The organism is Altererythrobacter sp. CAU 1644 (assembly GCF_029623755.1).
In the GTDB taxonomy this organism is placed as follows: domain Bacteria; phylum Pseudomonadota; class Alphaproteobacteria; order Sphingomonadales; family Sphingomonadaceae; genus Erythrobacter; species Erythrobacter arenosus.
On the sequence record NZ_CP121106.1, the window covers coordinates 303,737 to 317,536 of the forward strand.

General features: G+C 57.2%; 12 protein-coding genes. 7 read left to right on the forward strand and 5 right to left on the reverse strand.

Annotated features, from left to right (window positions below; all coding sequences use genetic code 11):
• Window positions 1–321: 321 nt before the first annotated feature.
• A complete protein-coding gene (locus tag P7228_RS01550; RefSeq protein ID WP_278016473.1) occupies window positions 322–1,350 on the reverse strand; it encodes a sensor histidine kinase in 1,029 nt (342 codons plus the stop codon).
• Between the two features lie 292 nt (window positions 1,351–1,642).
• On the opposite strand from P7228_RS01550, the gene P7228_RS01555 reads away from it, so the two are divergent.
• The 3 genes from P7228_RS01555 (at window position 1,643) to P7228_RS01565 (ending at window position 3,042) form a co-directional block, all read left to right on the forward strand.
• Window positions 1,643–2,008 (forward strand): response regulator, encoded by a 366-nt coding sequence (locus P7228_RS01555; RefSeq protein ID WP_278016474.1) that lies wholly within the window; start codon window positions 1,643–1,645, stop codon window positions 2,006–2,008.
• Between the two features lie 269 nt (window positions 2,009–2,277).
• Window positions 2,278–2,607, forward strand: a complete 330-nt coding sequence (locus tag P7228_RS01560) for a hypothetical protein (protein ID WP_278016475.1) — start codon at window positions 2,278–2,280, stop codon at window positions 2,605–2,607.
• Between the two features lie 258 nt (window positions 2,608–2,865).
• A complete protein-coding gene (locus P7228_RS01565) occupies window positions 2,866–3,042 on the forward strand; it encodes a hypothetical protein (protein WP_278016476.1) in 177 nt (58 codons plus the stop codon).
• A 1,134-nt stretch (window positions 3,043–4,176) separates the two neighbouring features.
• Here the strand turns inward: P7228_RS01565 and P7228_RS01570 are convergent.
• The 4 genes from P7228_RS01570 to otsB all read right to left on the reverse strand — a co-directional run bounded on the left by P7228_RS01570 (window position 4,177) and on the right by otsB (window position 9,053).
• The gene (locus P7228_RS01570) at window positions 4,177–4,605 is read right to left on the reverse strand and encodes a PRC-barrel domain-containing protein (RefSeq protein WP_278016477.1); all 429 of its coding nucleotides are present in this window, start codon (window positions 4,603–4,605) and stop codon (window positions 4,177–4,179) included.
• Between the two features lie 515 nt (window positions 4,606–5,120).
• Window positions 5,121–6,506 (reverse strand): alpha,alpha-trehalose-phosphate synthase (UDP-forming), encoded by a 1,386-nt coding sequence (locus P7228_RS01575; RefSeq protein ID WP_278016478.1) that lies wholly within the window; start codon window positions 6,504–6,506, stop codon window positions 5,121–5,123.
• A 7-nt stretch (window positions 6,507–6,513) separates the two neighbouring features.
• Window positions 6,514–8,304: a glycoside hydrolase family 15 protein gene (locus P7228_RS01580; protein WP_278016479.1), complete on the reverse strand. Its 1,791-nt coding sequence runs from the start codon at window positions 8,302–8,304 to the stop codon at window positions 6,514–6,516.
• The gene (gene otsB / locus P7228_RS01585) at window positions 8,301–9,053 is read right to left on the reverse strand and encodes a trehalose-phosphatase (RefSeq protein WP_278016480.1); all 753 of its coding nucleotides are present in this window, start codon (window positions 9,051–9,053) and stop codon (window positions 8,301–8,303) included. Before otsB ends, P7228_RS01580 begins: the two co-directional genes overlap by 4 nt.
• 290 nt (window positions 9,054–9,343) lie before the next feature.
• Between otsB and P7228_RS01590 the strand changes: the two genes are divergently transcribed.
• The 4 genes from P7228_RS01590 to P7228_RS01605 are packed head-to-tail and all read left to right on the forward strand — an operon-like array spanning window position 9,344 to window position 13,779.
• A complete protein-coding gene (locus P7228_RS01590; RefSeq protein ID WP_278016481.1) occupies window positions 9,344–10,390 on the forward strand; it encodes a type 1 glutamine amidotransferase domain-containing protein in 1,047 nt (348 codons plus the stop codon).
• A 5-nt stretch (window positions 10,391–10,395) separates the two neighbouring features.
• The gene (locus tag P7228_RS01595; protein ID WP_278016482.1) at window positions 10,396–11,091 is read left to right on the forward strand and encodes a response regulator transcription factor; all 696 of its coding nucleotides are present in this window, start codon (window positions 10,396–10,398) and stop codon (window positions 11,089–11,091) included.
• Entirely contained in the window at window positions 11,084–12,286 is a 1,203-nt protein-coding gene (locus tag P7228_RS01600) for a sensor histidine kinase (RefSeq protein ID WP_278016483.1), read from the forward strand. The genes P7228_RS01595 and P7228_RS01600 overlap by 8 nt, the downstream gene beginning before the upstream one ends.
• Entirely contained in the window at window positions 12,283–13,779 is a 1,497-nt protein-coding gene (locus tag P7228_RS01605) for an amidohydrolase family protein (protein WP_278016484.1), read from the forward strand. Before P7228_RS01600 ends, P7228_RS01605 begins: the two co-directional genes overlap by 4 nt.
• Window positions 13,780–13,800 lie beyond the last annotated feature (21 nt).

Sequence of the window (13,800 nt, forward strand, 5' to 3'; positions counted from 1 at the left end):
TACTGGAGGCATTTTATGAGTGACGTCGCAGTCTGGGAAATGGAACGTAATTTTTGGATTGAAGGTGTCGAGGGCCACACGCTGTCCATGGACAACGCTTGTCATAAGGCTTTTCCATCGATTGGCATCATGTCGGGCGCCTAGGTGCAACAGAGCTTGGCAAATGCCAAGCGCTGGGCTGAAATTGAGCGATGGGGGGCGCCGCCGCTCCTGAAGCAGACCCATCCGTCAGCTGCGGCGCCCTTTCATGCTTAAAAATGGGTGGAGCTGCGGCCTTGCATGAGCGGATCTAGCCCGTCGCGTTGGCAATCTATTGCTGCTTCAATTCCCAATCGATTCCCGAAAATCCGCGTTCCTGGCCGTCAGTTCGGCACGAAAGCCCTTCGCAGTCGGCCTGGCGTCGTGCTCTGCTTGCGCCTGGCTCGCAAATGCCGTCATCAGTTTTGAGCCCAGGCCCCCGGCGCCATCCTTGATGGCAGCCTCACCCACACCGTCGTCTTCTACGGACAAGTGCCAATGAGCGCCATCGACGTTGAAATACACACCGATCGCGCCCGCAGTGCCGGAGGGAAAGGCGTATTTGAGCGCGTTGGAAATCGCCTCGTTGAGGTAAAGCCCTATCGCAGCCGCTGTATCGCGGGGAACGATTAGATTCTCGATTTCGCGGAATAGGCTAACGTTCTTCGGGATCGCTGCACGTTCTATTCGATCGAGCAGTAGCTCGAGGTATGGCTTCATGGCCACCGTCGTTTCCTCGGCATGTTCCAGGTCGAGATTGCTGTAAGCATCGGCGAAGGTCCGAACACGACCGACTGCGTCGTCGAGCGGACCATGCAGGGCTTCGTCCGTGAGCCTCCCCTTCTGGATTTCGAGCATGCTTGCGACAAGCGCGAAATTGTTCTTGGTCCGATGTTCGAGCTCGGCGAGCAACATCAGTCTGCGATCGGCTGATTCGCGGATCTGTTCAACCGTGATGCTGGCCGCTTTGCGAAAACCCTCGGCGAAGATGATCACCACGAGGCAGCACAAGGCATTTAGAATCACGCGCTGTGGATCGGTCGGATCGACAAATGCCAACGACCCTGTGGCGGGCAAAATGAAATACCACGCCCAAAAAAACGAGACGATCATCGCCGTGATGCCCGCGCGCCAATGACCATAGAGCGTTGCAAGCAGTAAGGTCGGATAAACCAGCGCAAATGGTCCCGAGGTCGGAGCCCAGATGTCGAATAGCGTTCGCAAGCCGATCATGGCAGCTGCACAAAATCCGCCGAACATGATCTGCGAGGTGATCTTGGCCGGTCGTGAAATGAATTGTCGACTGACGTCGAATTGCGCGAGGCGTTGCATTGAGACCCTTTCGAGCGGGACAAATGTCACCGGATCGATGGTTCAATCCGGTCAGCCGATACGGTCCCGCTCATTCGGCCATGTGAACTTACTCCTCTTCAGATAGGATGTCGAATGAACCACCAGAGCACGACAATTGGGAAGCTACGATTAGTTCGAATGTGCTCATTTGCAGAGATAATTCCTTATGTGTCGATTTTGCAACATGCTGCGTCATTCTTGAATGGGACGGAACCAGACCGCTTATCGGGCGATTCTATGACGAATCGGGCGCAATGAATACGGGTATGAAATGACGGGCCCACCGCACATACTGATCGTGGAGGACGAACCGCTCATCCGGATCGCCCTGCAAGACACGCTCGAAACCGCAGGTTATGCAGTCGAGACAGCCTCAAATGCATCTTCAGCAAACAATCTGATCAATCAGCTGGGAGCCAAGCTTGGCGCTCTCATCACCGATATACGGCTGGGCGAAGGTGCCGATGGGTGGAGTGTAGCCCGCCACGCCCGTTCGATACTGGAAAAGCTACCGGTCATCTATATGACTGGGGACAGCCAAGCCGATTGGGAAACAGAAGGGGTCGAGCACAGCGTGCTGATGGAGAAGCCAGTTCTCGATTCTGCTCTTCTGCGCGAACTTAGTAGCCGCCTTTAGCCAATACTTTTCGATTCTTTTTGGCATACGCGAAATCGACTAGCGCGCATTGAAACTGAATCCTTGGCACTCATGATCGTTCCTCCGCCCCGTTTTCGCACTCGAGGAAAACATAGCAGAATCATCCCTTTGTTGGATTTTCGCATTGATCCCAGAATCGCTTCACCGGTTTCCATTTTCAAGCATTGGTTCCACGCGCGAACTCTGCGGGCTCCTTGTTCCGATTCGCGATCACTTCTCGATCATGCTATAAGCAGTTAGCTACCTGATTGAGCCTGTTGGTGGAGAATCCCGAACGACATGTTTTGAGGCTCAAGGTCATAGATTTTTTCTCGCCGCCAATTTCCGGTCTCTGGGAACAAGACATGCCGAAGCATCCAGGAGGATGCAGGAGCACCACTATCCCCACCTATACCCTCATATTCGAAGACGACGATTTCGGTCCGGCACGACGCATGGAATTCGATGCGATCAGCAGCTTTGCCGCGCTAAATGTGCTGCAAAATGAACCCAAGGGCAGAAAAGCAATTCTCCATGAGGATGATAAGCGTCTGGCAGAGCTGACCCGTCTCGGGGATGATTTTTGGGCAATCCAATGAGACGCGGCTACCAACTCATCATGATAGGCTTTGCTATACTGATCGCGATAATGTTGGTCATTCAGATGCGCTGAATTGATTTCGAATTTGGTGCACCACCGATTTGCCTCCCCTCCAATCCAAGTGCGCCCTGAGCGCTCGCGCCATTTGAAGTCTTCGAAGGCGGGATTGCGCAATTATTGCGCGGTAGTACGTTCAGCTTGAAGGACGGATCGATCCGAGGCGCAGTCATTCTATGCTATGCTAATGAGCATGCATTTGAATGAACTATTTTCTCTCCACCAGCGCACACTCATCGACGCTTCCGCCGCAGAGCATGCGCGTGACCGAGATGAACTTAATGCCAAGGCCGATGAAATCGCACAAAAGATAACATTCCTGCAGGCCGCCAAGGGCGCGAACGCAGTCGCGCTCTTGCCCGCAGAATCGATTTAGTCGTCGCCGGACGACCGAGGGATTGGTTTCGAAAAAGCAATTCGGTCGCGCCGTTCAAAGCGCAGAAGGCAAGCATTGAAGAAGACCATCACCACAAGTCGAAGAATGAAAGCTCCTGACGGAGCCGTTCATACCGTCCAGGAAACCCAGCAATATATACGGGCTCAGGCTCTGGGAGGCGTTCACTGGATTTCCGGAGAACGGAGCTACCAGCTTATTGACGGAACGCCAGTCGCAGCTGACGACGATGGTGGACTTGCCGTGTTGCCTAACGGGCCCAAGCTTCAACCATTGAGTGAGTAATGATCGCCTTTCGTAGTTTTGATCTGGAAGGCGAGGGTTGCTGACAGAAATGGAAATGCAGTATGTTCGGCTGTAACGGCCGGATCGATCGAACTGCCCGCGCACTCGCTGGATGAGTTGGCCAAAATAATCGGTATTAACAACACTCGCCGCAAAAGTGCGACTTTGGGGCGGCATAGTCCTTCCCGCTTGAACACCACTCATCGATCGCTTAGCTGTCAAAATGCGACCCGAAAGGCCCGAGCATTTGTTTTGGCCTTCAACTTGGCAACCCCGCCCCTGGCAAGGCTTGAGGCGGGGCATTTTTCTGAAGACTGACTATGAAGGGCAGAAGCTTGTCCGGCGGTTCGCCGCGTTAACTTGGCGCCACACTCCATCATTCAAGATGATCCGTGTGCCGTCCGTCGATCAAGCTGACAGGAGCACCTCGGTAGCGGCAGTGGGATAGTAGGCGCGCCCGCTCAATATCCGCCAGGCGGATCGCTCGCGGGAAAACTTTCATCTAGGTCTTGATCAGTTTCGGTCCACTCTCGGTCGGTCGGATCACGCATAGCTTGTGGCCCTGCATCACGCACGTCTCTATGACTAAACTGAGGTTGATGGTCGGCATACGCCGCGTTTCTTGGCTGCCTACGCTTCCACCAAATCAAATAGCCGAGAAGACCGACGGTGCCGCTGCTGAGTAATTTGAGCATCATTGTTTTGGTCATCTCCGTGTTCGATTAGATTAAGGAGCACTCGCTGTCTGTCACCGCTTGGCGCAGAGGGCTGGGCGCCGAAGATGCGCTACTCTACGCGACTTCTCTCCATAAGAAGAATAAGCTCCATCGTTCAGTAAGCCAGTCCCCAGTGCGTGAAGACGTACTGCCCGTAGGCGCTGCTCCAATTGGGTTCTTCGTTCCCTTCGAGATAGGGACTTGACTCGAGAACATCGTCTTCCGCGGAGACAACAAAGCCCCCCAGATCCTTGCTGTAGACGAGCGCTTCCCAAGGAACTGGTCTTAACTCGGCACCGATGCCCAAGAACCCTCCAAAGCTGATCAATACGTATTGAACTTGACCGCTGTACTTTCCAATCATCACGCGATCGACACGGCCGATCTTGGTGCCATTCGGTCGATAGACCGCAGTCCCTGTCACATGTGTCGATGAAACCAGGTCCGGGCCTTGTTCTCTTGCAAAACACGGGTCCTCTCCAGCTCTTTCGCGCAGGGACAGCATCACATGTTGCTTCTGCTTTTTCTCAATCGTTTCTGCCATTTACTCCTCCTGGAAGGATCGATGGCGGATGCTCCAAATGGAGAATGTCGGCTTGTCGAAACTAAGGCGACGGCATCTTGCGCGCCATCGGTGTACCCTATCTACGAGCGAACCGACTTTACTGTTCCGAAATTCGGGGAGAGCGTGATCTACTCGCTTCTTTTGGCAGCGTCGCGCCAGGCAATCATCAGGCGCGGAAACTATAGTCGGGACTCAGCTCACGCTTCTTTGCTGCAACGCAAAATGATCTCCGCGAACCTAACAGTGCATCGGTAGAGGAAGCGAACGACCTGCCCACCGTTGGGAGGGTCAGCACGTGAAGACAGGCCGCTCGACGCAGGATGGCCCTGCGTAACAATAGAACGGCAGGTGGCCGGGCTTGTTCCGCAATGCTGACGTCAGAAATCGTGGGTCGACGATCATCCGTTATTGCCCCAAAGCCTTCAACGAGTTGACTTTCAGTGTTCGACCAAAGTAGTCGCCTCTAGTTCCGCGAAGCTGGCGGTCGCCGCGCGCTATAAGTTGGCATCACGCAAGTCGCCCAAAAAACTCGCGGTCCAGCTGGAGATATTCTCGTTGCGGACGCACTCGCTGAGCTTGTTCCAGCGGGTCTTGCGTTCGGCCAGCGGCATTTCGAGCGCGGTGCGGATGGCCGATTCCAGCTCGTCCGGACTATGCGGGTTGACCAGCAATGCCTCGGTCAATTGCTGAGCTGCCCCAGCGAAGCGAGAGAGGATCAGGACTCCGGGATCGTCTGGGTCTTGTGCTGCGATATATTCCTTGGCAACGAGGTTCATGCCGTCGCGCAGCGGCGTGACGAAACCGACTTTGGAGGCGCGATATATGCCGAAGAGTTCGGCCGTCGAATGTCCCCGGTTGACGTAGCGGATCGGCACCAAATCGATCTGAGAATACGCGCCGTTGATCTCGCCGGTCTTCTGCTCAAGCGTCTCACGGATGCGCTGGTAGGAACCGATATCTTCCCGGCTGGGCGGCGCAATCTGGATGAAGACAAGGTCGCGCACACGCTCGGGATAGCGCTCGAACAGGCGAGCAAGCCCTTCCAGTCGTTCGGGAAGGCCTTTCGAATAGTCCAGCCGGTCGACCCCGATCATGGCCGTGCGGTCGCGCGTGCTGGCAATGATGCGCTGTTCGGCCTGGCCTGCTTCGCGCGAGCGGCCCTCTTCCATGAAATGTTCGTAGTCGATGCCGATTGGATAGGAGCGCGCCGTGGTCGTTCGACCCTCGATGGTAATCTCGCCGGTCCGTTCATCCACCTGTGCGCCCAGCTCCTTGACGCAATAATGCAGGAAACTTTCGAGCCATTCGGTGCATTGGAAGCCGATCAGGTCATATTTGAGCAACGCGCGCACCAACCGCTCGTGGTACGGTAGCGACACCAGCAGCCTCGTCGGCGGCCAAGGAATATGGAGGAAGAAACCGAGCTTGTTTTTCAGGCCCTGGTTCCTCAGCCGTTCGCCCAGCGGAATGAAGTGGTAGTCGTGCACCCACACCAAGTCGTCGGGCTCGATCAGCGGCGCTGCCGCATTGGCGAAGAGGTCGTTGACCCGCTCATAGCCTTTGCCCGTCTCGCGGCTGTACTCGGTCAGGTCGATCCGGTAGTGGAATAGTGGCCATAGTGTCGAATTGGCATAACCGTTGTAGTATTCCTCGACGTCCTGCGGGTGCAGATCGATGGTTGCGGTCGTGACCCCGTCATTGGTCTGGATATGAGGCGCGCTCGGTGGATTGTCGTTTTCGTTTCCCGACCATCCGACCCACAATCCCTCTTGCGGCTTGAGCGCGGCGAGCAATGCGCCTGCCAATCCGCCCTGCGCACCGGCCGCCCCCCGCGCCTTGGGGACGGCGACCCGGTTCGAGATTACGACAAGACGGCTCATGAGCAGGTCAACGGATCGTATTCCAGTTCTTGGACAGCAGGCCAGCGCAATTGATAATACCCACCAGCGAATAGGTTTGGGGGAAGTTCCCCCACAGCTCGCCGGTTTCAAAGTCGAGATCCTCGCTCAGCAACCCCGATTGCGTGCGATGCGACAGCATTGCTTCGAACAGTTTGCGCGCCTCGTCCTTGCGATCGGACATCGCCAGCGCCTCGATCAGCCAGAAGGTGCAGATGTTGAATGCAGTCTCCGGCGCGCCGAAATCATCCTCCGCAGCATAGCGCAGCATGTGTTCGCCGCGCCGCAGCGCCTTCTCGATTTGCTCGAAGGTGGAAACAAACTTGGGATCGTGCGGATCGATGAATCTTAGTTCGATCATCTGCAGCAGGCTGGCGTCGAGATAGTCGCTCTCGAAACTGGCCGTAAAATGACTCTCTCCTCCATTCTCGGTCCAGGCATTGGCGAGTACCTTTTCGCGAATTGCGTCGGCGCGGTTTTGCCAGAAAGTCCGTCGATCTTCCTTGCCCAGGCGCTCGGCGACATTGGCGAGCCGGTCGCAGGCCGCCCAGCTCATCACCGCTGAATAGGTGTGCACCTCCTGCCGGGTGCGAAACTCCCACAAGCCAGCATCGGGCTGGTCGTGCATCGCCCAGGCCATCTCGCCCACCTGCTCGAGGCTTTCGAAATCAGATTCGTCGGCCATCCGCAGCAGACGCCGGTCGAAAAAACCCTGCACCGTCGGCAAGACGATCTGGCCATAGGCATCGTGCTGCACCTGCTTGTAGGCGGCGTTCCCGACCCGCACGGGGCCCATGCCGCGATAGCCCGCGAGCTCTTCCGCGATATTCTCTTCCAGTTCGGCCACGCCCATCACCGAATAAAGCGGCTGGATCTGCCCACCTGCAGCCTGGTCGACGATATTGCGCAAGTAACCGAGATATTTCTCTAGCACGTCAAGCGCGCCCAGCCTGTTGAGCGCCTGCACTGTATAATAGGAATCGCGAATCCAGCAGTAGCGGTAATCCCAATTGCGTTCGCTGCCCGGGGCTTCGGGGATCGAAGTGGTCAGCGCCGCCACGATCGCCCCCGTTTCCTCGTGCTGGCACAGCTTGAGCGTGATCGCGCAGCGGATCACATCGTCCTGCCACTCGAAGGGCGTGGCGAGGCCCCTTACCCAGTGCTGCCAATATTTGCGCGTGAGCTGCTCCATATGGCGTACTTCTTCGCGCAGATTGCCCACGAATGGCTCGTCCGGGCCGAGGAAAAAATGCGTATCCTGCTCGATGCGGAAGCTTCTCTCCTCAAGCACATAGCCCACCGGAGCATCGGTCGAGAGGCGGAGCGCCTGGTCACCGACGAGGTAGCGGATATGGTTCGTACCATTGGTTCCCTTGGCGAGTTTTTCTCCGTAGTCGCGCATCGGCTTGAGCCGCACGGTGATGCGCGGACTACCAGCTATCGGCCGCACGATCCGCACGAAAGCAACCGGACGGTACATCCGGCCCGAACGTTCGAAGCGCGGACAGAAATCGAGAATCTCGACCGCGCTGCCGTCTTCCGCCTCGAGCGTGGTCAACAGGTTGGGAGTATTACGGATATATCCTTGTCGCGCGCTGACCTGCCCTTCGAGCTCGAACTGCCACAGCCCCTGATCGCGCAAATCTCCGTTGAGCAGCGAACAGAACACCGGATCTCCATCGACGCGCGGTACGCAGCCCCACACGATCGAGCCGGTCGTATCGAGCAGGCCGGAGACCTGGCAATTGCCGATCGGCCAGAGTTCGAGGCTGCTTGTCATTCTATCTCCAGGCCAAGCCAGCGGTGGACTTCGTGCGGGCTCTCTAGGCGATAGCAAGCCAAGGTCTCGCGTGAACCCCCGACCAATATGCCCAGTCCCCCGAAATCCTTTACTGCAGCAAACCCGTCCTCGTCGGTGAAATCGTCCCCAATAAAGATCGGTCGCGATCCGACAAAAGGCGCTTCGGCCATCAAGGAGTGAACCGCATTGCCCTTGTTCCTGGTGTCGGCCAGCAGTTCGATAACACATTTTCCGCGCTTGACGGCAAGTCCGTGCCGAGCGGCAATCTCGCTGGCGGCTGCGATGACTTCATCCTCGATTTCGGGCCGGGCGCGGTAATGAACCGCGGCGCCATGGGTCTTGATTTCGAGGCTTGGTCCATCGTCGCCTTCGACAAGTGCTTTGAGTTGCTCGACCGCTTCTAGCGGCATGGTGCGCGGTTCAGCGCCTATCCGCGATCCATCAGCCAGCCTGCTATCCGCGCCATGCGACCCCGCTTGGGCTATGGCAAGTTCTCCGATGTGCGAAGCAAGGTCCTCCAGCGAACGACCCGAAACCAGCGCGAGCCTGCCTTCTAGCCGGGAAGAAAGATACTCCAAATCCCGGCTCAAATCCGCAGGGACCTCGATCGCATTATGGGTTGGTGCAATATCGACCAGCGTACCGTCGAAATCGAGAAACAATGCCGCGGCACCATCGGATCGGATTTCGTCAAGCGAAGGAGGAGGTGCGAGCGGGTATTGCTGCATTGCAGCAGCTCCATAGCGCGACGAATGCCGGGGTCAAATCATCGTCGAGTTGCTGACAACAGCATTTGTGATGCTTAGCGGCGGCTTTGCACGATAATCTTACTGTATGCAGACATTCCGCATTCGGCCCCATCTGTGATATTCCCATTAGTGGCTTAGGAGGTAATGGAGCGCTATTAGCTTGCGGTTCGCATTTTCAAAGTCACGTGAGGCTAAGCACGACCGACTGAGTTTCATTTTACATTGATCCGATATTCCATCCTCAACGCAACCCAGGATGGCTGATATTCATGAAAAGTGTTCTCAGAACCGTGATTAAGGCGACACTGGTTTTGTTCGCCGCCTTTGTGCTCGGCGGTGCCCTTTGGTGGAACAGCCTCGACCTGAGCAGCCAAAGGTTAGCCGATCCGCGGACGATGCCGGGTCAACTCGCTTTCCTCTCCGATGGCATTCAGGAAAAGCGCGGGACCATCCTTGCCGTGGTCACCAGCACTACGACAGCCGGGGATGCGATCAACGCTGGTTATGAGCTTACAGAGCTTGCGAGAGCATATTACGTATTCCGAGCAAATGGATACGACGTGGAGATCGCCAGCCCGCAGGGCGGTCGTGCGCCAGTGAACATTGATGAAGAGCTGACCGAAGCGGATTATGCGTTTCTGAACGATCCAGAAGCGCAGCGACTCGTCAATGCTACCCGGCGCCTTACCGATGTGGACAGCAGCGAGTATGATGCGGTGTATTTCGTGGGCGGCAAGGGCGCGATGTTCGATTTCGGCAACAATCCCGAGGCAGAGGATCTGGCGGTCCATATTTACGAACGAGGCGGCGTGGTCGGCGCGGTGTGCCACGGTCCCGCTGCCCTAGTCGGTGCTCGGCTGAGTGATGGCACGCCCTTCCTGGTTGATAAGTCGGTTGCGGGATTCACGAACGAGGAGGAGATTTTTCTCATTCCGAACGCAGGCGAGGTTTTTCCATTTCTCCTAGAAGATGCTCTGCGCGATCAAAGCAGCCATTATACAGAAGCGCAGAAATACCTCGACCACACTGTGGTCGACGGGCGTCTCGTGACAGGGCAGAATCCTTGGTCGACCTGGTCGGTCGCCGAGGAGATGGTTCGCGCGATGGGACATGAACCCGTTCAACGCGAGGCAACGCGGGAAGAGGAAGCGATAGAGGTCTTGGCAAGTTACTATGAACAGGGACTCGAAGCGGCGAAGAATACTCGGAAGGCGTTACCGGATGCGGACAAGCGACTGATCCTGCTTCATTCCCTCATTGCAGCAATGGAATGGGAACTATGGCGGGCCTTCGAACTGCAGAGTCTGGCGCATTGAGCAAGTTGGACGAGGATTGGTCGATCCGCGTGTTGTTGATCGAGGACGATTTCGATGTGGCGGAAGGGCTGTCGGAATATCTAGAAACGCACGAGGTTGAGGTGGATTTCTCCTACTCGCTCGGAGATGCGCGGCGCTGCCTCTCGGAAACCGATCCAGATATCATCCTTCTGGATGTGGAATTGCCGGATGGAGACGGCATTGCCTTCTGCCGGGCTATCGCCGATGAAGGCCACCTTCCCGCACCTGTACTGTTCCTGACCGCGCGTAGCCATCTGGACGACCGGCTGGCAGGATTTGCAGCGGGCGGGCTGGACTATATCGTTAAGCCCTTCGAGCCTGCCGAACTTCTGGCCCGCATACGAGCGGCGCTGCGTCGGACGGCGACCAAGCGTCTTGACGATCGCCTCGATGCCGGTGAATATGCATTAAATCGGACGACCGGGCTTCTTCGACGTGCGGATCGCGAAATGCATCTGCAGAAGTCTGGCCTGCGCATCATCGGAGCATTGATGGAGGCAAGTCCCGGCACTGTGGGACGAGAACGCCTCAACGCGCTCTTGTGGGGCGATGACACGCCTGACAGCGATCCGCTACGCGCACATATCCATGCCCTGCGCCGCGCGCTGAAAGAGGCTTTGGGGAGCGATCCGATCAGGACGGTGCGCGGACTCGGATACCGGTGGCAAGGCGATGCGTAGGCACCGGCTGCGCGACATACTGTTGCGGTATTGGCTGGCTTTCACGCTGCTGACGGGAGCGGCGGCGCTCGGGCTGGCGGCCATCACCGCCTATGTCGTCGAAGACAGGCTAATCGACGGACAATTACTAAACACCGCGATGGGAGTGCGCGGCGGCACGAGGGATGCGACATCGCTGCCTTCGGACTTCACGCTCTTTCGCGAATCCAATTTGCCGATCGATATCGGCGCGCAGTTCGTCTCGCCGAAAAATGGCGACATTCGCGAGTTTCGCAGGCCCGATGGTTCTTATGTCCATGTGCTTGTAATCGGCGAAAGGGCCGAACGCCAATATCTCCTGCATGACGTTTCGGATGCGTTGGTCGTCGGACCGAACATGGCACACGCGGCGCTGGCTGGTCTCGCTTGCTTGCTCGCCTTCGTACTAGTCGCAGTCTTCGTCGCACGCATTTTGGGGCGGCGGGCGGGGATCGAGGGCCAGCGACTTCTGAATGACCTTGCCGGATGCCGGACGCCCGGAGAAGTTCGCACTCTCGCCGCCAGCCAAGAAATGGATGAAATGCATGCCTTCTTGTCGGTTCATGCCGATGTTTGGGATGAGCGAAGCGAGACCTTGCAACAGCAGGAGGAGCTCGTCAGCTTCCTCGCGCATGAACTGAGAACACCGCTGCAATCGGCCCGAACGAGCCTCGCGCTCCTTCACGGCGAAACGGCAAATATCGTCGCCGTGGAGCGGCTTAGTCGCGCGATCTCGCGGTTGATCCGTGCATCGCACGCAGCCCTCTTTCTCGGCGCAAAAACCGCCCCGGTCGCAGAAAGTCCTCTGTCGTTATTCGCGATATGGGATCAACTGTGCGCTGAGTTCGCGCCTCTGGCGAAGCATCGGGGACAAACGCTAGCCAAAGCGACCGGCGACGATCCGATGCCGGTTGCGCCATTTGAGGCGGTGGAAGCAATCGTCTCCAATCTGCTCGCCAACGCACTCCGTCATAGCGGGTCGGGAGCGATAAGATTTCGGGCCGAAGGCGGCACATTTGTCATAAGCAATTCTATCGCAGCAGACATCTCCCCTGGCTTCGGCTTGGGTCTGACCATAGTCGAGCGCCTCTGCGAGCGTTTGGATTGGGATTTAAGCGTGCGCGAAGCGGACGAGCATTTCGAAGCTCGGATAACTTTATCTGGAGACAACAAGTGAAGAAGGCGGCCACCGTCACAGGGAAAGCGTTAGGCCTGATGATCGTGATCCTCGTCGCGCTCTTCTTCGTGGCAGTAGCTTGGCCTCAGCGCTCTGCTCCTCTACCAGACGCGTCGCAAAACAGGCTGATATCGAACATTCATATCATCGACGTCGAAAGGGGCGAGACCAGCCAACTTACCAACCTGCGGATACGCGACGGGGTTATCGCCGCAATCGATCCGAACCTCGCACCGGTTGAGGGCGAACGGGTGACTGAGGGCGCTGGCGGATATCTGGTGCCGGGGTTCTGGGACATGCACGTCCACACTTTCCAGTCGTCGCCGCAAATGCATCTGCCGCTCTGGGTGGCCAATGGCGTTACCAGCGTTCGGGATTTGATGGACTGTCCAGAAGAGGAGGACAGCCTGATTGCCTGTGTCGAAGACAAGCGACGTTGGAACAACGAAAGCGCGGAAGGGCGCCTCGCTGCGCCCCATCTCGTTGAAACAGGCAGCTATTATCTCGAAAATCCTGATATGACGCCGGCGGAAGCAGTCGCGAGGGTGCGTCTTTATAAGAAGCGAGGCCTTGACGCGATCAAGGTTTATAACCGCCTGCGCCCGGACAGTTATTTCGCGGCAGCCGACGAAGCGCAATCGCGGGGGCTGAGGCTGGTGGGCCATCTGCCCAAAGCTGTCAGTCTTCCGGAAGCAATCGAGGCCGGGCAGATCAGCTTCGAACACGCGCGCGTATTGCCACGCCATTGCTTCGACCGAGTCGAAGCCTGGCGCAAGGGTGAACTGGATGACCTCTCGGATACAGCGCTGACCGAATTGTTCGTCACTGGCTACGATCCGGCTCGCTGCGACGAAGCGATAGCCGCTCTCGCGAGCGCCGAAGCGTGGATCGTCCCCACCCATACGACGCGGGAGGAAGACGCGCGCGCCACCGATCCGGACTTTATCGATGATCCCAGGCTTGCCTATCTCGATCCGCTCTCACGCTGGGCGTATAACGACGATTTGAGCGGCACTCGCGACCGCTATCCCGGTGAACGCGGCAAACGTGCCCTAAATGCCGATTTCGATCATGGCCTGCATCTCACATCGCAAGCGCATGATGGCGGGGTCGGGATATTGGTCGGCACCGACACCGTGATCGGCGGGTTTCGCTATCACGACGAAATGGCGCATCTGATTCGAGCAGGTCTAACCACGGCCGAAGTGCTCCGCGCCGCTACAATTGATGCAGCGCGATACGTTGGTCTTGAAGACGCGACCGGCTCTGTCACAGTGGGGAAACGAGCCGATCTTGTGCTGTTGAGCGACAATCCCCTACAGAATATCGATAACACACGAACCATCCGAGCTGTCTTCCAGAACGGACGGCTGTATGATCGGGAGCGTCTCGATGACATGCTCGCGTTTGTTCGAGGGCAGGCTCGTGCTCCGCATAATTGGGCGAAATTGCTCTGGGGTTTCGCGCGGACGTCGGTCAGATCGGATCTTTAGGCAATGCACCGGCCGGGCGAC